The sequence below is a fragment of the Nocardia brasiliensis genome (genome assembly GCF_042691675.1).
Classification (GTDB): domain Bacteria; phylum Actinomycetota; class Actinomycetes; order Mycobacteriales; family Mycobacteriaceae; genus Nocardia; species Nocardia brasiliensis_D.
The window spans coordinates 867,505-891,738 of sequence record NZ_CP170507.1 but is presented as its reverse complement, the minus strand read 5'-3'; the positions used below and the strand labels follow the sequence as shown (position 1 = coordinate 891,738).

24 protein-coding genes are annotated in these 24,234 nt (G+C 67.3%); 16 read left to right on the top strand and 8 right to left on the bottom strand.

The annotated features are described in order from the left end of the window. Positions 1–96: 96 nt before the first annotated feature. From ACFK0J_RS04540 to ACFK0J_RS04525, 4 genes are all read left to right on the top strand, one after another. Positions 97–690 (top strand): DUF937 domain-containing protein, encoded by a 594-nt coding sequence (locus ACFK0J_RS04540; protein ID WP_378736852.1) that lies wholly within the window; start codon positions 97–99, stop codon positions 688–690. 283 nt (positions 691–973) lie between these two features. Beyond that, positions 974–1,945 (top strand): acyl-ACP desaturase, encoded by a 972-nt coding sequence (locus tag ACFK0J_RS04535; protein ID WP_378736850.1) that lies wholly within the window; start codon positions 974–976, stop codon positions 1,943–1,945. Between the two features lie 479 nt (positions 1,946–2,424). After that, positions 2,425–3,570, top strand: coding sequence for an acyl-CoA dehydrogenase family protein (locus tag ACFK0J_RS04530; RefSeq protein ID WP_378736848.1), 1,146 nt, complete (start codon positions 2,425–2,427; stop codon positions 3,568–3,570). Positions 3,571–3,722: 152 nt separating this feature from the next. After that, entirely contained in the window at positions 3,723–4,589 is an 867-nt protein-coding gene (locus tag ACFK0J_RS04525; RefSeq protein WP_378736846.1) for an SDR family oxidoreductase, read from the top strand. Here ACFK0J_RS04525 and ACFK0J_RS04520 read toward each other — a convergent pair whose 3' ends face one another. After that, positions 4,590–5,591 carry an AraC family transcriptional regulator gene (locus ACFK0J_RS04520; RefSeq protein WP_378736844.1) on the bottom strand — a complete coding sequence of 334 codons (1,002 nt, stop codon included), beginning with the start codon at positions 5,589–5,591 and terminating at the stop codon, positions 4,590–4,592. A 164-nt stretch (positions 5,592–5,755) separates the two neighbouring features. On the opposite strand from ACFK0J_RS04520, the gene ACFK0J_RS04515 reads away from it, so the two are divergent. From ACFK0J_RS04515 to phoU, 6 genes are all read left to right on the top strand, one after another. Then, positions 5,756–6,628, top strand: coding sequence for a MaoC/PaaZ C-terminal domain-containing protein (locus ACFK0J_RS04515; RefSeq protein WP_378736842.1), 873 nt, complete (start codon positions 5,756–5,758; stop codon positions 6,626–6,628). A 15-nt stretch (positions 6,629–6,643) separates the two neighbouring features. Next, positions 6,644–7,078 carry an SRPBCC family protein gene (locus ACFK0J_RS04510; RefSeq protein WP_378736840.1) on the top strand — a complete coding sequence of 145 codons (435 nt, stop codon included), beginning with the start codon at positions 6,644–6,646 and terminating at the stop codon, positions 7,076–7,078. A 29-nt stretch (positions 7,079–7,107) separates the two neighbouring features. After that, the gene (locus ACFK0J_RS04505) at positions 7,108–7,986 is read left to right on the top strand and encodes an SDR family oxidoreductase (protein ID WP_378736838.1); all 879 of its coding nucleotides are present in this window, start codon (positions 7,108–7,110) and stop codon (positions 7,984–7,986) included. Positions 7,987–8,174: 188 nt separating this feature from the next. Then, on the top strand, positions 8,175–9,317 hold the full coding sequence (gene dusB / locus ACFK0J_RS04500; protein WP_378742625.1) for a tRNA dihydrouridine synthase DusB: 1,143 nt from the start codon (positions 8,175–8,177) through the stop codon (positions 9,315–9,317). Between the two features lie 213 nt (positions 9,318–9,530). Beyond that, entirely contained in the window at positions 9,531–11,807 is a 2,277-nt protein-coding gene (locus ACFK0J_RS04495) for an LCP family protein (protein WP_378736836.1), read from the top strand. A gap of 169 nt (positions 11,808–11,976) precedes the next feature. Next, entirely contained in the window at positions 11,977–12,639 is a 663-nt protein-coding gene (gene phoU / locus ACFK0J_RS04490; protein WP_218473463.1) for a phosphate signaling complex protein PhoU, read from the top strand. A 104-nt stretch (positions 12,640–12,743) separates the two neighbouring features. Here the strand turns inward: phoU and pstB are convergent, their stop codons facing one another. From pstB to ACFK0J_RS04460, 6 genes are all read right to left on the bottom strand, one after another. Further along, complete coding sequence (pstB, locus tag ACFK0J_RS04485) at positions 12,744–13,520, bottom strand: phosphate ABC transporter ATP-binding protein PstB (RefSeq protein ID WP_218473461.1); 777 nt, start codon at positions 13,518–13,520, stop codon at positions 12,744–12,746. A gap of 10 nt (positions 13,521–13,530) precedes the next feature. Further along, positions 13,531–14,433, bottom strand: coding sequence for a phosphate ABC transporter permease PstA (gene pstA, locus ACFK0J_RS04480; RefSeq protein WP_218473460.1), 903 nt, complete (start codon positions 14,431–14,433; stop codon positions 13,531–13,533). Continuing rightward, positions 14,433–15,404, bottom strand: a complete 972-nt coding sequence (pstC, locus tag ACFK0J_RS04475) for a phosphate ABC transporter permease subunit PstC (RefSeq protein WP_378736832.1) — start codon at positions 15,402–15,404, stop codon at positions 14,433–14,435. Before pstC ends, pstA begins: the two co-directional genes overlap by 1 nt. 88 nt (positions 15,405–15,492) lie before the next feature. Next, entirely contained in the window at positions 15,493–16,605 is a 1,113-nt protein-coding gene (gene pstS / locus ACFK0J_RS04470) for a phosphate ABC transporter substrate-binding protein PstS (RefSeq protein ID WP_378736830.1), read from the bottom strand. A gap of 242 nt (positions 16,606–16,847) precedes the next feature. Continuing rightward, positions 16,848–17,768 (bottom strand): mycothiol synthase, encoded by a 921-nt coding sequence (mshD, locus tag ACFK0J_RS04465; RefSeq protein ID WP_378736828.1) that lies wholly within the window; start codon positions 17,766–17,768, stop codon positions 16,848–16,850. Positions 17,769–17,982: 214 nt separating this feature from the next. Next, a complete protein-coding gene (locus tag ACFK0J_RS04460; RefSeq protein WP_378736826.1) occupies positions 17,983–18,747 on the bottom strand; it encodes a winged-helix domain-containing protein in 765 nt (254 codons plus the stop codon). A 196-nt stretch (positions 18,748–18,943) separates the two neighbouring features. Here ACFK0J_RS04460 and ACFK0J_RS04455 point away from each other — a divergent pair, with 196 nt between their 5' ends. From ACFK0J_RS04455 to ACFK0J_RS04430, 6 genes are all read left to right on the top strand, one after another. Beyond that, complete coding sequence (locus ACFK0J_RS04455; protein ID WP_378736824.1) at positions 18,944–19,750, top strand: DUF2993 domain-containing protein; 807 nt, start codon at positions 18,944–18,946, stop codon at positions 19,748–19,750. Then, on the top strand, positions 19,747–20,187 hold the full coding sequence (locus tag ACFK0J_RS04450; RefSeq protein WP_378736822.1) for a thioredoxin family protein: 441 nt from the start codon (positions 19,747–19,749) through the stop codon (positions 20,185–20,187). The genes ACFK0J_RS04455 and ACFK0J_RS04450 overlap by 4 nt, the downstream gene beginning before the upstream one ends. 424 nt (positions 20,188–20,611) lie before the next feature. Then, positions 20,612–21,109, top strand: coding sequence for a DUF4395 domain-containing protein (locus ACFK0J_RS04445; protein ID WP_378736820.1), 498 nt, complete (start codon positions 20,612–20,614; stop codon positions 21,107–21,109). Between the two features lie 28 nt (positions 21,110–21,137). Beyond that, on the top strand, positions 21,138–21,971 hold the full coding sequence (locus ACFK0J_RS04440) for a sulfurtransferase (RefSeq protein ID WP_378736818.1): 834 nt from the start codon (positions 21,138–21,140) through the stop codon (positions 21,969–21,971). Between the two features lie 5 nt (positions 21,972–21,976). Next, positions 21,977–22,282 (top strand): DUF1416 domain-containing protein, encoded by a 306-nt coding sequence (locus ACFK0J_RS04435; protein ID WP_218473446.1) that lies wholly within the window; start codon positions 21,977–21,979, stop codon positions 22,280–22,282. Positions 22,283–22,550: 268 nt separating this feature from the next. Beyond that, positions 22,551–23,258 carry an FABP family protein gene (locus tag ACFK0J_RS04430; protein WP_378736815.1) on the top strand — a complete coding sequence of 236 codons (708 nt, stop codon included), beginning with the start codon at positions 22,551–22,553 and terminating at the stop codon, positions 23,256–23,258. An 8-nt stretch (positions 23,259–23,266) separates the two neighbouring features. On the opposite strand, the gene ACFK0J_RS04425 is transcribed toward ACFK0J_RS04430, so the two are convergent. Continuing rightward, on the bottom strand, positions 23,267–24,133 hold the full coding sequence (locus ACFK0J_RS04425) for a class I SAM-dependent methyltransferase (protein ID WP_378736813.1): 867 nt from the start codon (positions 24,131–24,133) through the stop codon (positions 23,267–23,269). Positions 24,134–24,234: the final 101 nt, after the last annotated feature.

Here is a 24,234-nt window from a genome sequence, read left to right as displayed (position 1 = left end):
GCGCGCGGGTCCGAATGACCACACTCCATCCGGGCATTCCCCTACTGTGAGCGCGACACGGGCAATCCCGGGTCACCCCTCGACAAGGCGGAGCTGATGACTTCCTTCGATGATTTGCTCTCCCAGGTGCCCATCGCCCAGATCGCCGCGAAGCTCGGCGTCGACGAGAACACCGCGAAAACCGCGGTCCAAGCGGCGCTGCCCACGCTGCTCGGCGGACTGCGAGCGAACGCGACGAAACCAGAAGGCGCCGCCTCACTGGTCGGCGCGCTGGACAACCACGGCGACCTGGTCGAGGGCGAGGGTGCGGTCGACATCGACAAGGTCGACGTCGCCGACGGCTCGAAGATCGTCGAGAACGTTTTCGGCGACGAGAAGAACACGGTGATCAGCGCGCTCGGCGCGACCGAGGGCACCGGCGGCAACGACCTGATCGGCAAACTCATGCCGATTCTCGCCCCGATCGTGCTCGCCTACCTGGCCAAGCAAATGACCGGCGGCGCCAGCGGCACGGCGCCGCAGACGCCGCCGCAATCCGACGGCGGCGGGCTCGGCGATCTGCTCGGCGGCCTGCTCGGCGGCAGCAGCAAGAGCGGTGGCATCGGCGGAGCGATCGGCGAGGCGCTGGCCAAGAACGCCGGTGGCGCACTGGGGAACGTGCTGGGCGGCCTCTTCGGCGGAAAACGCTGAGCGGGGCGGCCTATGCGTTTCACCTCGGCATGTGCGATGCGGCACGCCGAGCTAACACTCTCCGGCCCGTTGCGATATTCCCCTCGCTGCGGGCCGAAGTCATACACTCGAGGGTGGGCGCCGAACGCCGACGAGGGCGTATGACGTGCATCACGGGGCATCAACGGGCAATCGGATGCGCTTCGCATCACACCTACGGTGCCGTAAGGTATGGCCGCACGACATCGGTCTACCTTGGGGGGATGACCTGCACGACCGGACGCACAGACTGAAGGGTTCATACATGGCAAGGGATCTGACTCAACTCGAGCTTCTTACGGAGTTGGAGCCGGTTGCCGCAGAAAACGTCAACCGGCACTTCTCTTTGGCAAAGGAATGGCATCCGCACGACTACGTCCCGTGGGATGAAGGCCGCAATTTCGCCGCACTCGGGGGCATCGATTGGGACCCGGAGCAGTCCCGGCTGAGCGAGGTCGCGAAGGCGGCCATGATCACCAACCTGCTCACCGAAGACAACTTGCCCTCGTATCACCGCGAGATCGCCGAGAACTTCTCGCAGGACGGCGCCTGGGGCACCTGGGTGGGTCGCTGGACCGCCGAGGAGAACCGGCACGGCATCGTGATGCGCGACTACCTGGTGGTCACCCGCGGCGTCGACCCGGTCGCTCTCGAAGAGGCCAGGATGATCCACATGACCAACGGCTTCGCGTCGCCGACCGAGGCCGACGCGGGCTTCCTGCACTCCGTCGCGTACGTGACCTTCCAGGAACTGGCCACCCGAGTCAGCCACCGCAACACCGGCAAGGTCTGCGACGACCCGATCGCCGATCGCATGCTGCAGCGCGTCGCCGCCGACGAGAACCTGCACATGATCTTCTACCGCAACATGTGTGGCGCGGCCCTGGACCTGGCCCCCGACCAGACCATCGAGGCCATCACGCTGATCCTGGAGAACTTCCAGATGCCCGGCGCCGGCATGCCGAACTTCCGCCGCAACGGCGTCCTGATGGCCAAGCACGGCATCTACGATCTGCGCCAGCACATGGAAGAAGTGGTGCAGCCGGTGCTGAAGAAGTGGAACATCTTCGACCGCGAGGACTTCACCGCACGCGGCGAAGCCTGCCGCGAGCGGCTCGCCGCGTACCTCGACAAGCTCGGCAAGGACGTGCTGAAGTTCGAAGAGCAGCGCGACCGGATGCTCGCCCGCGAGGCCGCCAAGGCCGAACGCCAGATGGCAGGCAGCACCGCGAGCTGAGCTCGCGCCCGATACACCTGAGCCGCCGCCCGGTTACCCGGGCGGCGGCTCGCGTATGTCCGGCTAACGCCGAGTCCAGCTATTTCCTACTTCGAAGGTTTATTGCGTCGAAGATTCGCTTCGACGCAATAAACCTGCGAAGGGTCGCTCACTTCATAGGCCCGCTTACTTCCACGGACCCGCATTCCGTGCCGTCGCGCTCTTCACGTTGACGAACGCATTCGCCTTGTCGATGTCGCCCGCTCGGAAATGACCTTTGTGTGACCGGCAAGCTGTTCCGCCGGTATTGGACTCGATCGGGTAATGGGTGGATATCTGCCCGTCCTTCCACTCGACGGCGGCTCGTGCGGTTTCGATCGGGATTATCGGGGAGAGCGCTGCGGTCATCGGATTCGGGCGGCTCGGTCCTACCCGGACGACCTGTCAGTTCCTACCGTGAATGCACGACGACGGCGTCGGATGGGAAAGGGATTGGCGACATGGCAAAGCACCGCTCACGCTGGATGGACGCGGAGATGGACGCGCTGGCCGAGCTGTCGCGCGACTTCTTCGGCAAGGAATGCGCGCCGCACGAGCAACGGTGGGCGCAGCAGCAGCACATCGATCGCGAGGTCTGGTTGCGGGCGGGCGAACTCGGCCTGCTGTGCCCCAGCATCCCGGAGGAGTACGGCGGTGGGGGCGGCGACTTCCGGCACGACGCCGTGATCGCCATCGAGCAGGTGCGCGCGCTGGCGCCCAGCTTCGGCGGGCCGGTGCACAGCACGATCATCGCGCACTACATCGCGGGCTACGGCACCGACGAGCAGAAGAAGACCTGGCTGCCGAAGCTGGCCTCCGGGGAGATCGTCGCGGCGATCGCGATGACCGAGCCGGGCACCGGATCGGACCTACAGGCGATCCGCACCACCGCGACCGTGCAGGGCGACGAATACGTCGTCAACGGCGCCAAGACGTTCATTTCCAATGGTTTCCTGGCCGATCTGGTGCTGGTGGTCGCCAAGACGAACGAGCAGGGCGGCGCGGGAGGGCTTTCGCTGATCGCCGTCGAGACGAGCCGGGCCGGTTTCCGGCGCGGCCGCAACTTGCACAAGATCGGCCAGCACGGGCAGGACACCTGCGAGCTGTTCTTCGACGAGGTGCGGGTGCCGCGCGCGAACCTGATCGGCGAGGCCGAGAACATGGGCTTCATCCAGCTGATGCAGCAGCTCGCCCAGGAGCGGCTGATCATCGCGGTCACCGCGATGGCGACGATGGAGAAGACGGTCGAGCTGACGCTGGCGTACACCAGAGAGCGAAGCGCCTTCGGCAAGCCGATTTTCGCCTTCCAGAACACCAAATTCACGCTCGCCGACTGCGATACGGCGGTCACCGTGGGCTGGAGCTTCCTGGACGATTGCATCGAGAAGCACGTCACCGGCGATTTGGATATTCCCACCGCGGCCAAGGCCAAGCTGTGGCTGTCCGAGCAACAGAACATCTTGGCGGACCGCTGTTTACAGCTGTTCGGCGGCTACGGGTACATGGCCGAGTACCCGATCGCGCGGATCTTCACCGATTCGCGGATCCAGAAGATCTACGGCGGCACCAACGAGATCATGAAGGAGATCATCGCACGTGGCCTCTGATCCGACCGAGTACCGCACCACCGCTTCGTGATTGCCGAATCCGCCGACGATCCGCCCGGGAACGCCGACACTGAGGACAGTGCGCCGCGCCGGTCGGGGTATTCGCCGACCGGCCGTGCTCGCTCGGATCACGAAGCGGAAAGGCCGAGAACATGACCAGTGCACCGAAGGACGAGCACCCGCTCGCGGGGAAGGTCGTCGCGATCACCGGCGGGGCCCGCGGGATCGGCCGGGCCACGGCCGAGGCATTCCTCGGGGCGGGCGCCGCGGTCGCGATCGGGGACATCGATGTGGAACTGGTGGCCAAGACCGCGGTCGAGCTCGGGGCCGACCCGGCGGCCAGGATCATCGGCCTGCCGCTGAACGTCATCGACCGCGACTCGTTCGCCGCGTTCCTCGACGAGCTCGAGCAGCAGCTCGGGCCGCTGGACGTGCTCGTCAACAACGCGGGCATCATGCCGACCGGATTGTTCGCCGACGAGGACGAGGCGATGACCGAGCGGATCCTCGACATCAACCTGCGCGGGGTGATCCACGGTTCGCGGCTGGCCACCAAGCGCTTCCTGGCGCGTGGCGGCGGGCACCTCATCAACATCGCGTCCCTGGCTGGTACGCAAGGCTTTCCGGGCCTGGCCACCTACTGCGCGAGCAAGCACGCGGTGGTGGGGTTCACCTCGGCGCTGCACCTGGAACTGAAGGAGCACGGCGTGCGGGTCTCGGCGGTGCTGCCCGGCATCGTGCGCACCGAGCTGTCGGCCGGTGCGAACATGCCCGGCTGGATCGAACCGATGACCACGGTCGATCCTGAGGACGTCGCGCAGGCGATCGTCCGGACGGTGGTCCGGGGCAAGCCGATGGTGACGGTGCCGCGCCGATTGGCCGCGATCATCAAGTCCGCGCAGCTGCTGCCGTACCGGGCGCAGCTCGGCGTCGCGCGAATCACGGGGGCGACAACGGCTTACACGCAGCCCAACCCGGAGATCAGAGAGAAGTACCACCGGCGGCTGCGCGGCGAATAGCTAACGCGCGGAACCACGGTAGGAACCCGGCGGGCTGCCGGTCCAGCGCCGGAACGCGCGCCGGAACGCACTGGGTTCGGAGAAGCCGAGCCGGGCCGAGAGCGCCTCGACCGTCTCGTCACCGCGCACCAGGCTGGCCACCGCCGCGTCGCGCAGGATGTCCTCGCGGATCTGGGTGATCGAGGTGCCCTCGTCGCCGAGCTTGCGGCGCACCGTCTGCGGGCTCATGGCCAGTCGCCTGGCCACCTCGTCGGCGGTCGGCCAGTCGCCACGCAACCCGCGAGCGAGGATCTTGCGTACCTGCTCGGCGAGCGAGGTGCCATAGTCGCGGCGGGACAGCACGTCGGTCGGCGCGTTGCGCGTCCACGCGATCAGATCTTCCTCGGTGCGGGCGATCGGCGCGGCGAGTAGATCGCTGTCGAAGGTGATGGCCGCGGTGGCGGCGTCGAAGACGAGCGGGGCGCCGAAGACCAGGTCGTAGTCGTCGATGTTGCGGGGCCGCGGATACGGAAACTCCACCTGACGCAAGGCGACTCGGCGGCCGATGCCCCAGGAGATCATGCGGTGCACGCCCGCCAGCAGGAAGACGGTGAGCAGCTCTTCGCCCTCGTCGAGCACGCTGGTGTCGATCGTGTATCTGGTGAGTTCACCGGTCGTGGTCACCGCCATCGGCGGCAGGCCGGGCAGCAGTCGCCGGTATTCGATGAACCGGTGGATCGCCGCGCCCAGATCGGGGCAGCCGACAACGCCGAAGCCGACCAGCCGAATCGACCCGCGCGGCACGGGTGCCGGGCCGAGGCCGAACAGTTCGTCGTCGCTGATCCGCCAGAGTTGGCGCACGGTCGCGGCCATCTGCTCGACGGTGACCCGCGCTCGATCCTGAGCCAGCAGCTCCGGTGCGACGCCGACGCTGCCGAGTAGCTGCTCGATGTCGACGCCTTGCCGCTCGGCGGTGGCGACGGCGGAGCGCACGAAGTCGATCGGCACCGTCCTCGCCGTCACCGATACCTCCTGCGTCCCTGGTCGAGGCGAACCTACCAGGCCGGATGCGGTGAGCGCGGCGGTCACCGAACCTGCGCCGCGCGGTCATCCCGGCCGCCACCGCCGGTTTCTAGCGTTGCGGTATCGGGCAATGACGCCGACCCAGGAGGCCGGGTGAGACACCAGTGACGGACGGGACCAGCTTCGCTCTGGAGCGGTTGGGCAGATGGGGTGCGCGGGGGACGTTCGACGTGGATCGGCGGCGCACGATCGCCTATGCCGCGGCGACCAACGACCCGATCCAGCAGCATCTCGACGGGATCTACGCACCACCGGTTTTCGCGGTCGTACCGGCTACGGTGATGATGGCCGACGCCGCGATGTCGGTGGTACCCGATGAGCTGATGCTGCGGATCCTGCACGGCGAGCACGACTTCCGGTTCCACCGGCCGATCGAACCGGGCGAGACGCTGGCGGTGCGCGCCCGGCCGACCGGGATCGAGGGCAAATCCTCGGGCGTGGTCGTCACCGCGCACATCGAGACCCACAGCGTGAGCAACGGCGACCTGGTCAACGAGCAGTACTTCATCGGATTCTTCCGTGGTGGTCGATTCGACGGCGCCCGAGGCGAACCGAGTCCGGCCCATTTCTTCGACGAGAACCTGCGCGCCCGCGAACCGAACTTCACCGTGGCGCAGACCTTCGACACGGACCAGACCTTCCGTTACGCCGAAGCGGCGGGCGATCCGATGCCGATCCACCTGATCGACGAGTTCGCCAAGGCGATGGGACAGCCGGGGATCATCATCCACGGCCTGTGCACGATCGCGTTCATCTCGCACGCACTGATCACCCGAATCAGCCCCGATGATCCAGCCCGGCTGAAAAGGCTTGCGGTGCGGTTGAGTTCGCCCGCATTCCCGGGACAGACCATCACTACCGCGACGTGGGCGACGGGTACCCGGGACGGCCGGGACGGCTACGTCTTCGAAACCTGGTCCGACAACGACCAATTCGTCATCCAGGACGGGCTCGCCGAGTTCGCCCCCGCAACCTGAGCAAGGAGAATCACCGTGGCAAAAGCCAAGGTATCCAAGGAGTTCCCGGCCGCACCGGAAAAGGTGTGGGCGGTGCTGTCCGATCCGAACCGCTTCGAGGAGTGGCTGACGGTGCACACCAAGTGGAAGGAGCCGCCGCCCGCACGGCTGGCCACCGGGGCGAAGATGACCGAGGTGCTCACCATTCTGGGAATGGCGAACACCATCACCTTCACCGTGGACGAGTACGCCGCCCCGACCACGACGAAGTTCTCCGGCACCGGCTTGGCGGGCGCGACGATCAGCTTCACGCTGACCGTGCGGCCCAGCGGCGACCAGGCCGCGCTGGTCACCATCGACGCGGAGTTCATCAGTCAGATGATGGTCGGCGCCATCGGCGGCGCGATCGAACGCGCCGCCACCAAAGAACTCGACGCCTCCCTCACCAACCTCGCCGGTCTGCTCGCCTGACCGCGTTCACCCGCATCGAAAGGAACGACATGGGTTCGCTGGACGGACGCGTCGCGATCGTCACCGGCGCCGGCCGCGGCATCGGCCGGGCGCACGCGCTGCTGCTGGCCGCCGAGGGCGCCGCCGTCGTGGTCAACGACCTCGGCGGCAACAACGAGGGTGTCGGCGCCGACGCCGGGCCCGCGCGGCAGGTGGTCGACGAGATCATCGCGGCGGGCGGGCGCGCGGTCGCCGACACCGCCGACATCGCCGACTGGGCCGGTGCGAAAGCCCTTGTCGAGCAGGCGATCACCGCCTTCGGCGGGCTGGACATCCTGGTCAACAACGCGGGCATCCTGCGCGACGCGTTCATCGCCGCGATGGACGAGGCGCAGTGGGACGCGGTGATCGCGGTGCACCTCAAGGGCCACTTCGCGGTGCTGCACCACGCCGCCGCGTACTGGAAGGAACAGTCGAAAGCGGGCAGGCAGGTCGCGGCGTCGGTGATCAATACCGCCTCGGCGTCGGGCACCTTCATGCCCAACCCGGGCCAGGCGAATTACGGCGCGGCCAAGGCGGGGATCGCCGCGCTGACCCAGGTCGCCGCGCTCGAATTGGAGCGATACGGTGTGCGCGCCAACGCCATTGCCCCGGTTGCCCGCACCCGGCTCACCCTGGCCACGCCGGGAATGGGCGCCGTGTTCGCCGCCGAGGTTCCCGAGGGTGAGTTCGATGCCTTTGCCCCCGAGAACATTTCGCCGATAGTCGGCTACCTCGCCTCGGAAAACTGCCCGATCACCGGCAAGGTCTTCGCGGTACAGGGCGGCGCGGTCTCCGCTCTCGACGGCTGGACCGCCACCGCGACCATCGAAACCGACGGTCCGTGGCAGCTGGCCGATCTGGCCGAGCGCCTACCGGGCCTCGGCTGACCCGACACACTCGCCGACACCGGCACCGCATCCGCCGGTGGTGCCTCACGTGAGGTACGCCACATCCGCCGCCCAACGGAGCGCTTACGCATCGCTGCGGCCTGCACGGTTGCCCGGTACCACCGCTCCCGGTCAACGACCCGAGCAGGTCCCTTACGTGCGGAAATGAGACACTGGACGGCGTGACGATGACTTCCGAGGCGACGACCGACCTGCGGATCGGACCGTATCCGGTCGATCCGGCGGTGGTGCTCGCGCCGATGGCGGGCATCACGAATCTGGCGTTCCGCAAGCTGTGCCGCGAATTCGGTAGCCCGACCTCCATCTATGTCTGCGAGATGATCACCGCGCGGGCGGTGGTCGAGCGCAACGAGAAAACGCTGCACATGATGTCGTTCGACGCCGACGAGAGCCCGCGGTCGATGCAGCTGTACGGCGTCGACCCGGCCACCCTCGGCGAGGCGGTGCGGATCATCGTCGGCGAGGGCTGGGCCGATCACATCGACCTCAACCTCGGCTGCCCGGTACCGAAGGTCACCCGGCTCGGCGGCGGTGCCGCGCTGCCCTACAAGCGGGCGCTGTTCAGCCGGATCGTGCGCGCCATGGTGCAGGCGGCCGAGCCCGCGGGCGTCCCGGTGACGGTGAAGTTCCGGATCGGCATCGATGACGAGCACCTGACCTACCTCGATGCCGGTCGCATCGCGGAAGCCGAAGGGGCGCAAGCGGTTGCGCTGCACGCCAGGACCGCCGCGCAGCGCTACTCCGGCCAGGCCGACTGGTCGGCCATCGCGCGCCTGAAGGAAGCCGTCCGCACGATTCCGGTGCTCGGCAACGGCGACATCTTTTCCGCCGCCGACGCGGTCCGGATGATGGACGAAACCGGCTGTGACGGTGTCGTGGTCGGCCGCGGCTGCCTCGGCCGCCCGTGGCTGTTCGCCGAACTCCAGGCGGCGCTGCGCGGCGAGCCACTGCCCGCGCCGCCGAACCTCGGCCGGGTAGGCGAGGTGCTGTACCGGCACGCCACGCTGCTGTCCGAGCACCTCGGCGAGGACAAAGCCATGCGCGACCTGCGCAAGCACATGGCCTGGTACCTGATGGGTTTCCCGGTCGGCGCCGACCTGCGCCGCGCGTTCGCCACGGTGTCGAGGCTCATCGAATTGGAAGACCTTGTCGGGCAACTCGATCCGACGGCGCCGTTCCCCAGAGACGCCGAAGGCCCACGCGGCAGACAGGGTTCGCCGGGCAAGGTCGCGCTGCCACACGGCTGGCTGGACGATCCGGAGGACCCCGCGGTGCCGCACGGTGCCGACGTGATGCACAGCGGCGGCTGAGCTTCAGGCGCTGAAGCATCCAGCCGCTGGGACATCCAGCCGCTGGAATATCCAGGCGCCGCGACCGAGATCCGGGTATCCAAACGACACGGTCGCCTATTCGATTTCGCACTCGGGTGGCTCGCCGTGGCGGAATCGTTATCATTGCGGAATCGGTCAAGCCGGTCGAGTTCGGCCCGAGGCGGCGACGAAGACGAAAAGCGAGGTTCGTTGGTGGGTGACGATCGGCACGGGCATTCGCCACGGCCCGGAGGTCGCGCCCCGTGGGAGCGCTATCCCACGGAGGATTACACCGAACGAGACGGCTCCCGGTCGTCCCGACGGTCCCGTCATACCGACGCCACCGCGGACCCCGGTGCGGCCCCACTCACCGTGCAGGATCTGGTCGAGAAGGTCGACAACGAGCGCTCCGGCCGCCGGGGACGGCGCGCCGCCGCCGCGCCCGACGACGCCGCCGCACCGAGCCGGGGAACCCGGCGCGGTGAACCGGCCCCGCCCGCCGCGGACCCCGCGCGCATGCGCCCCGCCGAGCCGTCCGCACGCCGCCCGGCCGACCAGCCCCGCCGCCCAGCGGACCAGCCGCGCCCCCCGGAGCAGCCGACCCGACGCCAAGGCGATCCGGCCGCTCGACGCCAACCCGCGCCCGGCCGTCCGGCCGAGCAGGCACCGCGCCGTCCGGCCGACCAGGCACCGCGCCGCTCCGCCGACGGCCCATCGCCGCGCACGGCCGGTTCACCGGTAGTCCAGGACATCGCGGGCACTCCCGCCGCGCGGACCCCGAACCGGCGCGGTCCAGCCGAGGACAACAGGCAGGCTGCCCCGGCTGCCCGTGCGAAGCAGGAAACGGCCGAAGAGGTCACCGATATCCTGCCGCCGCTCACCGAGACCAGCCGGGCCAAGCGCAAGAAGACCGACTGGCCGACCAGCGAAGCCGGTGCCGCCCAACCCAAGTCGGTCGGCGCCGTACCGCTGTCCCGGCTGGCCGCCAGCAAGCAGCGCCGCAACAAGCGGCTGCGGCTCATCGGGCGGAGCGCCATGGCGGTCTTCGCGGTGCTCTGCCTGCTCACCACCGGCGGCGGCTGGAGTTATCTGCGTTCCACCGGTAACGGGTTCACCCAGATCTCCGCGATCGACAACAACAGCGAAGACGTCGTCGACTCGAACGCGCAGCTCGGCGACGAGAACTACCTGCTCGTCGGCACCGACACCCGTGCGGGGGTGAACAGTCAGGTCGGCGCGGGCACGCTCGACGACGCCGAGGGCTCCCGCGCGGACACCGTCATGCTGGTGAACATCCCGAAGAACCGCTCCCGCGTTGTTGTCGTCTCGTTCCCCCGCGACCTCGACGTCACCAGGCCGCAGTGCAACGGCTGGGACAACGAGAAGGTGCAGTACACCAACGAGGTCTTCCCGTCGGCCATCGGCGACAAGCTCAACGCCGTCTACGCGCTCGGCGGCCCCAAGTGCCTGTTCACCACCATCCAGCGGATGACCGGCAGTGCGATCAACCACTTCATCGCGGTCGACTTCGCGGGCTTCGAGGCCATGGTCGATCAGATCGGCGGCGTCGAGGTGTGCGCGCCGAAGCCGATCACCGACGAAGTGCTCGGCACCGTGCTGGAGAACCCCGGCAAGCAGCGGGTGAACGGCTCGACCGCGCTGAACTACGTGCGCGCCCGGCACGTCTACGGCGAGGAGCGCAGCGACTACGACCGGATCAACCGGCAGCAGCGCTTCATGGCCTCGCTGTTGCGCGGCGCGCTATCGAGCCGGGTGCTCTTCGATCCGGGCAAGCTGAACGGCTTCATCAACGAGTTCACCAAACACACCTGGGTCGACAAGGTGCAGCCCTCCGATCTGCTGACGCTCGGCCGATCGCTGCAGAAGCTGGACGCGGGCACCGTCACCTTCCTGACCATCCCCACCGCGGGCACCACCTCGTACGGCAACGAGATTCCCCGCGAATCCGACATCAAGGCCATCTTCAAGGCAATCCGCGACGACCAGCCACTACCTGGTGAGAAGAAGGTGTCCCCGGCCCCGGGATCCATCCCGTCGGCCCCGCCGACCCCGCCCAAGCTGACCGCGGCCGATCCGAGCACGGTGTCGCTGCTGGTTTCCAATGGCTCGGGTGTCGGGGGCGCGGCCCAGCGGGCGGCGACCAAGCTGGGCAACCAGGGTTTCCAGATCTTCAACACCGGCAACTACTCCGGCGGCCAGGAGGTGACCTCCAAGGTTCGCTATGGGCCAGGGCAGGAAGCCGCCGCGGCCACGGTGGCCAGCTCGATACCCGGCGCGCTGCTGGAGTCGGCGAACGATCTCGGCGGCATCGTCGAGGTCGTCATCGGCGCCGACTTCACCGGCACGGTGCGGGCTCCGGCACCGGTCGGCGAGCCGATCTCGAACATGCCCGCCACCGCCGCTGCGACGCCGGTCACGCTGCCCTCGGATCTGGAACACGTCAACGCCGCGGACGACACGTGTAAGTAAGCGCACCTCCGGCTTCGCTCCGCTACTCACGGACCGCGGCCGGACGCCGCCCAGCGGCGCCTGTCGAGCACCCATCGTCACCTGCGGCAACACCGGCGCTAACCTTCGGCACCGGGCATTCACCCTCCGTTCGTGACTTGGTCAGCGCTGGGAACTAATGTCTGGTTTCATGCGTGTCATCTACAACGAGCAAATGGCGGATCTCGCTCACCTCTTGGGCGAGATGGCCGGTCTGGCTGGTTCGGCCATGGATCGGGCCACCCAGTCACTGCTCCAGGCCGACCTCACCCTGGCAGAGCAGGTGATCACCGAGGCCGACCGAATCGCCGAGCTGATCCAGGACGCCGAGGAGAAGGCGTTCGCACTGCTGGCGCTGCAGGCGCCGGTCGCGGGCGACCTGCGACAGGTGGTCAGTGCGATCCAGATCGTGGCCGACGTCAATCGGATGGGCGCGCTCGCGCTGCACGTGGCCAAGGTGACCCGGCGACGCCACCCCAACCACGCGCTGCCCGAGGCGGTCAACGGCTACTTCGCCGAGATGGGCCGGATCGCGGTCAACATGGGCGCCGGCGCCAAAGAGGTGCTGGAGACGCGCGACCCGGAGCGCGCCGCGCAGCTCAACGAGGACGACGAGGCGATGGACGACCTGCACCGTCACCTGTTCACCCTGCTGATGGACCGCGACTGGAAGTACGGCGTGGCCGCCGCCGTCGACGTCACCCTGCTCGGCCGCTACTACGAGCGCTTCGCCGACCACGCCGTCGAGATCGGCCGCCGCGTCATCTTTCTGGTCACCGGCGTATTGCCGCCGGACCCCGACGTCGAATCCTGAGTGGCAACTGCCTGCGGTCCGATAAGGATGGCAGGCAGTTTCACCTTGCCGCGAACACGAGAAAGGCCCGCGCTGCACAGCGCGGGCCTTCCGATGCCGAACGATTACCCGAAGCGGCCGGAGATGTAATCCTCGGTGGCCTTCTTGCCGGGGTTGGAGAAGATCTTCTCGGTGTCGTCGATCTCGACCAACCGGCCGGGCTTGCCCTGGGCCTCCAGGTTGAAGAAGCCGGTCTGGTCACTCACCCGGGCAGCCTGCTGCATGTTGTGGGTGACGATGACGATGGTGAATTCCTTCTTGAGCTCGGTGATCAGGTCCTCGATCGCCAGCGTCGAGATCGGGTCGAGGGCCGAACAGGGCTCGTCCATCAGCAGCACGTCCGGCGATACCGCGATCGCACGGGCAATGCACAGTCGCTGCTGCTGACCGCCGGACAGGCCACCACCCGGCTTGTCGAGGCGGTCCTTCACCTCGTTCCAGAGGTTCGCACCGCGCAACGAGCGCTCGGCGACCTCGTCGAGTTCCTTCTTGTTGCGCACGCCCTGCAACTTCAGTCCGGCCACCACGTTGTCGCGAATGGACATGGTGGGGAACGGGTTCGGGCGCTGGAACACCATGCCGATGGTGCGGCGCACGCCGACCGGGTCGATCTGCGAGCCGTAGATGTCCTCACCGTCGAGCAGTACCGCACCCTCGACGCGGGCGTTCGGCGTCACCTCGTGCATGCGGTTGAGCGACCGCAGCACGGTGGACTTACCGCAACCCGACGGGCCGATGAAGGCGGTGACACTGCGCGGCAGCACGGTCAAGTCCACATCGGCGACCGCGTGGAACTTGCCGTAGAAGATGTTCAGGTCTTTGACGTCGATCCGCTTGGCCATCTGAGTCTTCCTATCGATTCCGCGTGAGCAGCTTGTTGACGACCGCGGCCGCCGCGTACAGCAGCGCGATGAGCAGGATCAGCGTCAGCGCCGCGCCCCACACCCTGGCCCGTCCCTCGGGCTCCGGGTTCGCCAGCTCCTGATAGATCAACAGCGGCAGCGAGGCCATGTTGCCGTCGAAGAGGTCGGTGTTGATGGACTTGCTGTAGCCGACGAGCACCAGCACCGGCGCGGTCTCACCCATGACGCGGGCGAGGGAGAGCAGGATGCCGCTGATCATCCCGGGCAGCGCGGTCGGCACCACGATCCTGGCGATGGTCTTCCACTTCGGCACGCCGAGCGCGTAGGAGGCTTCGCGCAGCTCGTCCGGCACCAGTTTCAGCATTTCCTCGGTGCTGCGCACCACCACCGGCAGCATCAGCAGCACCAATGCCAGCGACACCGCGAAGGCGCTCTGCGGTGCGCCGAAGGTGGCGATCCACAGCGCGAAGATGAACAGCGCCGCGACGATGGACGGCACGCCCGCGAGGATGTCCACCATGAAGGTGGTGGTCTTGGCCAGCCAACCACGGCCGTATTCGACCAGGTAGATGGCGGCCATGATGCCGAGCGGCACCGCGATGACCGCGGCGATCGCCGACTGCACGATGGTGCCGTAGATGGCGTGGTACACACCGCCACCGGACTGGTCGGGCAGGATGCCCTTCTGCGACTTCTGCCACCAGTCCACCGAGACAACGGATTCGAAGCCCTTGCTCACCACCATGATGAGCACCCAGGCCAGCGGGATCAGCGCGATGGCGAAGCACAGCCAGACCGTGCCGGTCGCGATGTTGTTGCGGATCCGCCGCCCGGTGCTGACGTGCCGGAAGGTCGGCGCCTTGATCGGCTTGTCGAGTGTGGTCGAGGTCATCACCCGTTCACCCTTCCGCCGGCGGCGAGCCGCGCCAGCGCGTTGACGACGAAGGTCAGCGCGAACAACACGAAGCCTGCCGCGATGTAGGCGCCGGTCGGCAGCGGCGAGCTGAATTCCGAAGCCGCGGAGGCGATCTTGGAGGCGAAGGTGTAGCCGCCGTCGAATACCGACCAGTGCCCCGCCTGCGCCGAGGTGCGCAGCACGACCAGCACCGCGATCGTCTCGCCGAGCGCGCGGCCCAGACCGAGCATCGAACCGGCGATCACACCGCTGCGGCCGTAGGGCAGCACGGTCATCCGCACCATCTCCCACTTCGTGGCGCCCAGCGCGTGGGCGGCCTCGATGTGCGCGGGCGGGGTGAGATTGAAGACCTCACGGGAGACCGAGGTGATGATCGGCAAAATCATCACCGCGAGCACCACGCCCGCGGTGAAGATGGTGCCGCCACCGGCGATCGAGACATTGCCGTCGGAGAACAGGAAAAACCAGCCGAGTTTTTCGTTCAAGAACTTTTGCGCCGGTTCCAGCTGCGGTGCGAGCACCAGGAATCCCCAGAGACCGAACACGATCGACGGCACCGCGGCGAGCAGGTCGACCAGCGTCGCGAACGGCCGCGCCAGCAGCTTCGGCGCGTAATGGGTCAGGAACAGCGCGATGCCGACGCCGATCGGCACCGCGATCACCAGCGCGAAGATCGAGCTCAGCACCGTCACCATGAACAGGTCACGGATGCCGAAGCGCAGGTTGTCGGCATTGGAGGTGTTGAACTCGGTGCTGGTGAAGAAGTTCGCGTCGTTCGCCATGACCGAGGGCACCGCACGGATCAGCAGGAATAGCGCGATCAACGCGATGGCGGCGACGATGGTAGCGCCCGCGGCGGTGGCAAGAGACCGGAAGATGATCTCGGCCCGATTGCTGTGGGCGGGGCGAGCCTGTTTGGCCGGCTCGGTGCTCGGTTCACTCGACATGGGTGGAATGTCTCCGGCCGCCCGCCGGCCCGTCGAATCCGACGAGCCGGCGGCGGTCACCTCAGGGTGCACGGTCATGGCGGTTCGATCAGGAGATGGCGTTGATCGCGGTGGTCAGGCGGGTCTTGAACTTGTCCGGGATCGGCACGTAGCCGGCCTCGTCCAAGCCCTTCTGGCCGTTGCTGACCGCCGAGGTCAGGAATGCCTTGACCGCCTTGGCGGTGTCGGCGTCCTGGTACTTCGAGCACACGATCTCGTAGGTCGGCAGGATGATCGGGTAGGCGCCCGCCTCGGTCGGCTTGTAGAACGAGCTGGTGTCCAGCACCAGGTCGTTGCCCTCGCCCTTGATCTTCGCGCTGTCGATGGCCTTGCCCGCGGACGCGGTGTCCAGCTTCACCGGGTCCTTGGACGCCGAGGTGATGATCTGCGCGATGGACAGGTTCTGCGCCTTCGCGAACGACCACTCGTTGTAGGTGATCGAGTTCTTGGTGTTCTTGACCGCGGCCGAGGAGCCCTCGTTGCCCTTCGCGCCCTCACCGACACCGCCGGCGAACGCCTTGCCCGCGCCCTTGCCCCACGCGCCGTCGGACGCCGCGTCCAGGTAGAGCTGGAAGTTGTCGGTGGTGCCCGACTCGTCGCTGCGGAAGATCACCGCGATCTTGTCGGAGGGCAGCTTGGCGTTCGGGTTGAGCGCCTTGATCTCCGGGGCATCCCAGGTGGTGACGGCGCCGTTGAACACCTTGGCGGCGGTCGGGCCGTCGAGCACGAGGTCGGTGACGCCGTCGATGTTGTAGGTGATGGCGATCGGGCCGAACACGGTCGGCAGGTTCCAGGCCGGGGCGCCGCAGCGCTCCTGCGCCTTGGCCGGCTCGTCCTTCTTCGCGCTGAGCGGGGAGTCGGAGCCACCGAAATCGGTCTGGCCGCCGATGAACTCGTTGACGCCAGCACCGGAACCGCTCGAGGTGTAGTTCAGCGTGTAACCGTCGCAGTTGGTCTCGTACGCGGCGACGAAGCGGTCCATCGCGTTCTTCTGCGCCGACGAACCGCTGGACTTGAGCGCCTTCTTGCCACCACAGTCGATGTCCGACTTGGCGGTGTTGCCATCGCCACTGCCCGTGTTGTCGTCACTGCCACAACCCACGAGCGTCATGGCGCCAACGGCCAGCACACCCACGAGGGCACTGCTGCGCTTCAGATTCACTATTCCTCCGACAAAGGCGTCCTACTCGCCCGGTCCCTCACCGGCCCGGACGGGTGATGTGGTGCTGTTCGCGGGGAACTTGCGCACCAGGCAGCCGTGGGCTGCCCACCACTCAACGTAAAGTCACGTGGTTGACAGTTGGACCGACCTGAGTGAACGGCGAGTGAACAGCCAAGCGCGATTGGGGCGTTATGTGTGACATTAGCCGCAGTTTTACTCGGACGCCCCCGACGCGGCCCCTGCTATTCAGCTGAGGACGCGGAATAGGCCACGTCGACGTGCGCCGGAGTGAACCCCAACCGGGTGTAGGTGTGCACGGCGGCGGTGTTGTCGGCCTCGGTGTAGAGCAACACTTCGGCGAGCCCGCGATCGCGCAGATAGTGCAGGCCGACCAGGGTCAGCAAACGGCCCAGGCCGCGGCCCTGCGCGGCCGGATCGATGCCGACCACATACACCTCGCCGACGGCTGGGCTCTCCTCGTAATGCACCTTGGTCCAATGGAATCCGAGGACACGGTCGGGATCGGTGGTGTCGGTCGCGAGGAACAGGCCCTTGGGGTCGAACCACGGCTCGTCGCGACGCACCTCGATGTCGCGTTCGGTCCAGCCGCCCTGCTCCGGATGCCAGGCGAAGGCGGCGTTGTTCACCCGCAGCAACTCGGCGTCGTCGGCGGGGCCCGCGTAGGTGCGAACGGTCACCCGGCCGCGGGCGCCCAACTCCGGTAGCTCAGGTGTTGCTAGTGCGCGGCGCATCTGCCACAGCTCACGGGCGGTGATCAGGCCGAGCCGAGCCGAAACAGCCTTGGCGGCGGGCAGGTCGCCGTGCGCCCAAACCCGGGTGCCCGGCCCGCCCTCGGCGAGCGCGGCAGCGACCAAACCGGTGCCGATGCCGTGTCCGCGCGCGGCCGGATCGACCGCGACCTCGGCCATCGCCGGGTGTTCGCCATGCGCCGGAACGAGATTCGCGTAGCCGGTGATCACGTCGTCGCGCACCGCGAGCAGGTGCCGCACGGTGGGATCATCGCCAGCGCTCAGCGACAGGACCGCTTGCTCGGAGACGGGGGCGACGCCGTCGGCGGCGGTCGCCCGTTCGAGCAGTTGCCGAACGGCGGCGGCCGCGTCCGAATCCAGCCGCCCGGTCCACTGTGTTACCGCGCCGGTCATCGGGCTCCATTCCTCGCACTACGCGGAATCCCGGGTGGGATTCCCACCCGGACAACGTCATCGGGTAGTCCAGCATTTCGCGGCGGCCCGGGATTCGCCCGCGCGCTTCGACGACCGCTGCGGATGGTCCGACCCCCGTGCCCGACGGTTTGAACACAGCGCGAACGCAAAATGACGCACCGGTATTTCGGATTGGCCGACGGGCCCGCCGAGGTCACTGCACGGAGCCGTTGACCGGAGCGAGCGGCGAGTCGTCCGTACCCTCCGTCTCGTCCTCCGGAAACGGGACCGCCTCGCCCTTGGCCGCGGACCTGGACGGCCGCACCGCCTTGTAACCGACATTGCGCACGGTGCCGATGAGCGATTCGTATTCGCTGCCGAGCTTGGCGCGCAACCGCCGGACGTGCACGTCGACGGTGCGGGTGCCGCCGAAGAAGTCGTAGCCCCACACCTCTTGCAGCAGCTGCGCCCGGGTGAACACCCGGCCCGCATGCTGAGCGAGGTACTTGAGCAGCTCGAATTCCTTGTAGGTGAGATCGAGCGGACGCCCGCGCAGCCGCGCGGTGTAGGTGCCCTCGTCGATCACCAACTCACCGAGGGTGATCTTGCCGGAGTTCTCCGGGCTGGCCACGCCGCCGTTGCGGCCGACGAGCAGCCGCAACCTGGCGTCCAACTCGGCGGGACCGGTGCCGGGCAGCAGGATGTCGTCGAGTCCCCAGTCCGCGTTGACCGCGACCAGGCCGCCTTCGGTGAGCACGGCGACCACCGGCACCGACGATCCGGTGCTGCCGAGCAGACGGCACAGACCACGGGCGGCGGCGAGGTCGGTGCGCGCGTCGACCAGGGCGACATCCGCGGTGCCCGCCTCGAGCAGCGAAGAGACCTCGGTCGGCACCGGACGCACGTTGTGCGCCAGCAGCGCCAGCGAAGGCAACACCGCCTCGGGATCGGGGTCGGAGGTCAGCAGGAGCAGCTCCATAAGCTCTCCTCCCATCTCGTAGCTCCGAGGACAACAGCCGCACTGCCGGGGGCCACGTCGCTGATCACAGGTAATTCGGATGCAAGATTAGCGCGTGAACCCCGATGACCTCGCCATCCGGGTGGTCGAGTCACGTCGAGTGATATGTCTGATACCAGAAATGCACCGTCAGCCGTACGGCCGATAAGGTTCACGAATGCGCAAGCTCATCATCGGGCTGCTGATTCTCGCGGGACTCGCAGTAGTCATTGATTTCAGCGTCGCGGCCTACTCGGAATACCGGGTGTCACGCGCGCTACGCGAGGGCGCCGATCTGCCCGCCGATCCCGCGGTGGCCATCGGCGGGATTCAATTCCTCGGCCAGGGCATCGACGGTCGCTACGACAGCGTGCTGATCAGGGCGAGCGGAAACCAACCGCATACGCCGGGCGAATACGAGCTCGAAGCGACGCTGACCGGCGTGCGGCTGCCGCTGAGCGACCTGGTCGACGGCAGCCTGCGCAACGTGCCGGTGGAGCGGGTGGAGAGTTCGCTGCGGATCGGACCGACCGAGCTCGGCCGGCTGTTCAACATCCCCGACCTGCAGGTGCAGGGCCGGGTGGCGGACAAATCCGATGGCACGGGCGGCTCGGGCGGTTCGGGGCTGACCGCGGCGGAGGACGAGCCGCTGTGCCTGTTCGGCAAGCTGCCGGAGTTCTCCGGCAGCCAGTACGGCGGCGGAAAGGTCGCCGTGCAGGCCGATCTGCTGCTCGACGGCGACCGGCTGAACGTCGTCGCGACCGGCTTCTGCCCCAAGACCGGGAACGAGAAGACGATTCCGGCCGCGGCGATCCCGGCGACCGAGCACCCGGCGGTGCTCGCGCGGTTCACCCGTACTATCGACATCAAGGAATTGCCGTTCGGTGTCCATCCCACCAAGGTCCGCACGGACGGCGGGTGGATCGTGGTGGAGGGCAAGGGTGTGAACGTGACGATCGACCTCGACCGATTGCAGCGACCATGATCGAAATCACAATTCTGGCAGTGGTGTTGCTGGCCGCCGTGGCGGTGGGCGTCGTGCTGCGCCGCCGCGACGGCAAGTTCCGCGCCGCGGACGTGATCGAAACCCACTCGGCGCGTGCCGGTTTGCTCGCCTCCGTCGGCGTGACCGGAACCGGCCCCGCCGTGCTGCATTTCTCCGCCGACTGGTGCGGACCGTGTGCCGCGGTGCGCCGCGTCGTCGCCGATGTCACCGGGCAACTGGCCGAATCGGCGCAGCCGCCGCTGGACATCGAGGTCGACATCGATGCCGAGCCCGTGCTCGCCAAGGAACTGAACGTGCTCTCGCTGCCGACCACCTTCGTCTTCGATAGTGAAGGCCGCGAACGCTTTCGGATCTCCGGCGTGCCGAAGGTGACCGATCTGCGGTCCGCGCTGGAGCCGCTGACCATAGCCGCTTAGGCGTACCTCCGCATTCGCTCCGGCCATGCGCGGACTGACGACGGACTTTGTCCGGCTGCGCCTGTTCTGCGTACCTCCGCATTCGCTCCGGCCATGCGCGGACTGACGACGGACCGCGTCCGGCTGCGCCTGCTCAGGCACCTTGACAAGTTCCCCGGACACCTGTGATCAACCCGGGGTCCAATTCTCCCGCCCGATTAGGTAAACTGCGTTCGTGCTTTCCAACCACGAGCTGATGCTCACCCGACGCCGCACAGTTGACCTGTGCCGCCTCGGTGGTTGTTGCTGCCTGTGCCGCTGAGCGGTCGGCTCCTTCAGATTTCCTGACGCCGACCTCTGTCCGCCGCGCGAGTGATCTCGTTGATCCCCCGGCGAACTGGCAATTTTCCAGCCAACAGACGCATCAAGCGCAGGAGTACGCACAATGCCCACCGAAATCGGCAATACTTCGCATAATCAGCCAATTCCCAACGGACAGGTCGATGTTCGCGGCCCACGCTTCGCCGCGTGGGTCACCACCGCCGTCCTCGTCCTGGTGCTGATCGCCGCCATCTTCTCCCCCATCGCCGCCGCGGTGCTCATCGCCATTCAAGCCGTCGTCTTCGCGATCGGCGCCGCCTACGGACCGCGCAAGCATCCGTACGGCCGCCTGTACGCGAAGTTCGTCGCGCCGCGCGTGGCACCGACCACCGAAACCGAACCCGTGCCGCCGCTGAAGTTCGCGCAGCTGCTCGGTCTGGTCTTCGCGGCGGTCAGTCTGCTGGGCTTCGCGCTCGGCTCCACAGTTGTCGGCGTGGTGTTCGCCGGCTTTGCCCTGTTCGCCGCGTTCTTGAACGCGGCGTTCGGGATCTGCCTGGGTTGCCAGATCTATCCCCTGGTCGCCCGTTTCCGCCGGACAACCCCGTCCCCGGCACCGAACTGATCCGCAAGTCATCTCTGAAAGGAACAACATGGCTCGCTCCGATGTCCTGGTCTCCGTGGACTGGGCCGAAGAGAACCTCAACGCCCCCGGCGTCGTCTTCGTCGAGGTAGACGAGGACACCTCCGCCTACGACGGTGGCCACATCGAGGGCGCCGTCCGGCTCGACTGGAAGAAGGACCTGCAGGATCCGGTTCGTCGTGACTTCGTGAATCAGGAGCAGTTCTCCGATCTGCTCTCGGCGCGCGGCATCGCCAACGACGACGAGGTAATCCTCTACGGCGGCAACAACAACTGGTTCGCCGCGTACGCCTACTGGTACTTCAAGCTGTACGGCCACAACAACGTCAAGCTGCTCGACGGTGGCCGCAAGAAGTGGGAGCTCGACGGCCGCCCGCTGTCCACCGAGGCCGTGAACCGCCCGGCCACCCAGTACAAGGCCGCGGCACCCGACGTGTCGATCCGGGCCTTCCGCGACGAGGTCATCGCCGCCATCGGCAGCAAGAACCTGGTCGACGTCCGCTCGCCCGACGAGTTCTCCGGCAAGATCCTGGCCCCCGCCCACCTGCCGCAGGAACAGAGCCAGCGTCCCGGCCACATCCCCGGCGCCATCAACGTGCCGTGGAGCAAGGCCGCGAACGAGGACGGCACCTTCAAGTCCGACGCTGAACTCGCCGAGATCTACAAGGAAGCCGGCCTGGACGGCGAGAAGGACACCATCGCCTACTGCCGGATCGGCGAGCGTTCCTCGCACACCTGGTTCGTGCTGCAGGAGCTGCTCGGCCACAGCAATGTCAAGAACTACGACGGGAGCTGGACCGAATACGGCTCCCTCGTCGGTGCACCGATCGAGTTGGGAGCGTAATCAACATGTGTGCAGCACCTACCCAAGGCCAGGCCATCCCCGCGGGCGTCGATGTGGAGAAGGAGACGGTCATCACCGGCCGTGTCCTGAGCACCGACGGCCAGCCGGTCGGTGGCGCGTTCGTCCGCCTGCTCGACGGCAACGGTGACTTCACCGCCGAGGTCGTCGCCTCGGGCACCGGCGACTTCCGCTTCTTCGCGGCGCCGGGCTCGTGGACCGTGCGGGCGCTCTCCTCGGCCGGTAACGGCTCCGCGGAGGTTCGTCCCGACGGCGCGGGCATCCATCCCGTGGACGTCGCCGTCGCCAAGTAAGACGACCGTACGCAGCTGACGGCCCCGGGTTTCCCCACTGTGGGGGGAAGCACCGGGGTCGTTTGCGTACGACGGGCCGGATGTCGTTAGACTCCGAATGTGGTCGTCTTCTTCGAGATTCTGCTGGTGGCCGTTGCCATCCTCATCGGCTGGTTCGGCCTGTACGTCTTCTACCGGCTGTTCACGGAATCATGAGTGAGCGCAGCGAGCGAATCATGTCACAGCGTGCATCGCGCGTGCCTGAGGTGAGCGCCAGCGAGGCTCAGGCATGAGTGAGCTCGCGAGCGAGGGTTCCGATCCAGCCGAGCGAGCGAGTGAACACATGAACGGCAACGCTCCGACCGATTCGGCTGGTCGCCGGAGCGGCGATCAAGCCGTGTCCGAGGCCGTCGAGCGGGCGAAGGCGACCGGGGCCCGCAACATTCCGGTACTACCGGATCTGCCGCTGCCCGAGGACACCGCCAACCTGCGGCTCGGCCCGGATCTGAGTTCCTCCATGCTGGCGCTGCTGCCGATGGTCGGCGTGTGGCGCGGCGAGGGCGAGGGCAACGACCCCGAGCGCGGCGACTACCGGTTCGGCCAGCAGGTCATCGTGGCGCACGACGGCGGCGATTACCTGTCCTGGGAGTCCCGGTCCTGGGTGCTCGATGCCGAGGGCAATTACGGCGGCCCCGATCTGCGCGAGAGCGGCTTCTGGCGGGTCGGCATCGACGGCAACGACGAGGTCATCGAACTACTGCTCACGCACAGCACCGGCATCGTCGAACTCTTCTACGGCCAGGCGCTCACCCAGTCCTCCTGGGAACTCGCCACCGACGTGGTGATCCGCAGCCAGTCCGGCATCGTCGTCGGCGGTGCGAAGCGGCTGTACGGCATCGTCGAAGGCGGCGACCTCGCGTATGTCGAGGAACGCGTCGTCGCCGACGGGCCGCTGGAGCCGCGGCTGTCCGCTCGGCTGCAGCGCTACATCGGTTAGGTCGCGGTCTACGGCACCCTGGCGTGTGCGATCGCGGAGAAGCTCATGATCGGGCGACGAGCTCCGGGCAGATGACGGGCAAGCTCCCGCGGTCCGGCGTTGTCGATGAGCTGTAGGCCGCGTTCGGCCAGATGGTCGGCCAGGGTTGCCGGGTCGAGGCCGGATCGCGCTGGTTCGCCGCGCGCGGCCAGCCCGCGAAAATATTTCTCCCCCTCGGGATATGGGCACGGGCGATCGAAGACGTCCCGGTACCAGTAGTCGAAGACCACGCTGGAGCCCGTGGCGAAGCGGGCGATCGCGGACAGGGTCGCGTCGACCTCCGCCGATGTCAGGTAAGGGGTAACTCCCTCCCAGAGGAAGACCGTGGGAACAGCGCGGTCCACTCCCCCACCGACCAGTGCGTCGTCGAGGGTGCCGGTGCCGAAGTCGACCGCGACGAAACCGACCCGATCCCAGTGCGCATCGGGCAGATTTCGCAACCGCTCCCGCTTCCAGGCGCCGGTCGCGGGATGATCCACTTCGAAGACCTCAGCGTCACCGAGCGCATCGGACAGGCGGTATGCGCGGCTGTCTGCTCCGGCCCCGAGGATCACCACTTGTTTTGCGCCGTTTTGTGTTTCGCTGAGCAGCAGCTCATCTAGGTGTTTGGTGCGCGCCGTGACATAGGAGTACAGCCCGGGCATACGGCGTTCGATCTGCCACAGCAGCACTGCCCGTACCGGTGGTATGCGGATGCCGAGACGGTATCGCAGGCCGATCAGGTGCTCGGCGAGATTGTCCGGGTTTCGTAGCGCTGGATCTCGCTCGCGGGCACCCACGGCGCGCAATGCGGCCGCGCCTTCCGCCGTACGGCTACGTTTCGAGTCCCCATCCACGCTACCGAGCTTAATCGCCGCCCGACGAAATATGTTGCAGCACAAGAATTGCAAACGCAGCTATGAAAAAGGGACAGCCCCCGAGCGGTAACCGGTGCGGG

Coding starts and splice junctions, on each gene's coding strand:
- ACFK0J_RS04540 (WP_378736852.1), top strand. CDS start 97: ATGACTTCCTTCGATGATTTGCTCTCCCAGGTGCCCATCGCCCAGATC.
- ACFK0J_RS04535 (WP_378736850.1), top strand. CDS start 974: ATGGCAAGGGATCTGACTCAACTCGAGCTTCTTACGGAGTTGGAGCCG.
- ACFK0J_RS04530 (WP_378736848.1), top strand. CDS start 2,425: ATGGCAAAGCACCGCTCACGCTGGATGGACGCGGAGATGGACGCGCTG.
- ACFK0J_RS04525 (WP_378736846.1), top strand. CDS start 3,723: ATGACCAGTGCACCGAAGGACGAGCACCCGCTCGCGGGGAAGGTCGTC.
- ACFK0J_RS04505 (WP_378736838.1), top strand. CDS start 7,108: ATGGGTTCGCTGGACGGACGCGTCGCGATCGTCACCGGCGCCGGCCGC.
- dusB (WP_378742625.1), top strand. CDS start 8,175: ATGACTTCCGAGGCGACGACCGACCTGCGGATCGGACCGTATCCGGTC.
- phoU (WP_218473463.1), top strand. CDS start 11,977: ATGCGTGTCATCTACAACGAGCAAATGGCGGATCTCGCTCACCTCTTG.
- pstB (WP_218473461.1), bottom strand. CDS start 13,520: ATGGCCAAGCGGATCGACGTCAAAGACCTGAACATCTTCTACGGCAAG.
- pstA (WP_218473460.1), bottom strand. CDS start 14,433: ATGACCTCGACCACACTCGACAAGCCGATCAAGGCGCCGACCTTCCGG.
- pstC (WP_378736832.1), bottom strand. CDS start 15,404: ATGTCGAGTGAACCGAGCACCGAGCCGGCCAAACAGGCTCGCCCCGCC.
- mshD (WP_378736828.1), bottom strand. CDS start 17,768: ATGACCGGCGCGGTAACACAGTGGACCGGGCGGCTGGATTCGGACGCG.
- ACFK0J_RS04460 (WP_378736826.1), bottom strand. CDS start 18,747: ATGGAGCTGCTCCTGCTGACCTCCGACCCCGATCCCGAGGCGGTGTTG.
- ACFK0J_RS04455 (WP_378736824.1), top strand. CDS start 18,944: ATGCGCAAGCTCATCATCGGGCTGCTGATTCTCGCGGGACTCGCAGTA.
- ACFK0J_RS04450 (WP_378736822.1), top strand. CDS start 19,747: ATGATCGAAATCACAATTCTGGCAGTGGTGTTGCTGGCCGCCGTGGCG.
- ACFK0J_RS04445 (WP_378736820.1), top strand. CDS start 20,612: ATGCCCACCGAAATCGGCAATACTTCGCATAATCAGCCAATTCCCAAC.
- ACFK0J_RS04440 (WP_378736818.1), top strand. CDS start 21,138: ATGGCTCGCTCCGATGTCCTGGTCTCCGTGGACTGGGCCGAAGAGAAC.
- ACFK0J_RS04435 (WP_218473446.1), top strand. CDS start 21,977: ATGTGTGCAGCACCTACCCAAGGCCAGGCCATCCCCGCGGGCGTCGAT.
- ACFK0J_RS04430 (WP_378736815.1), top strand. CDS start 22,551: ATGAGTGAGCTCGCGAGCGAGGGTTCCGATCCAGCCGAGCGAGCGAGT.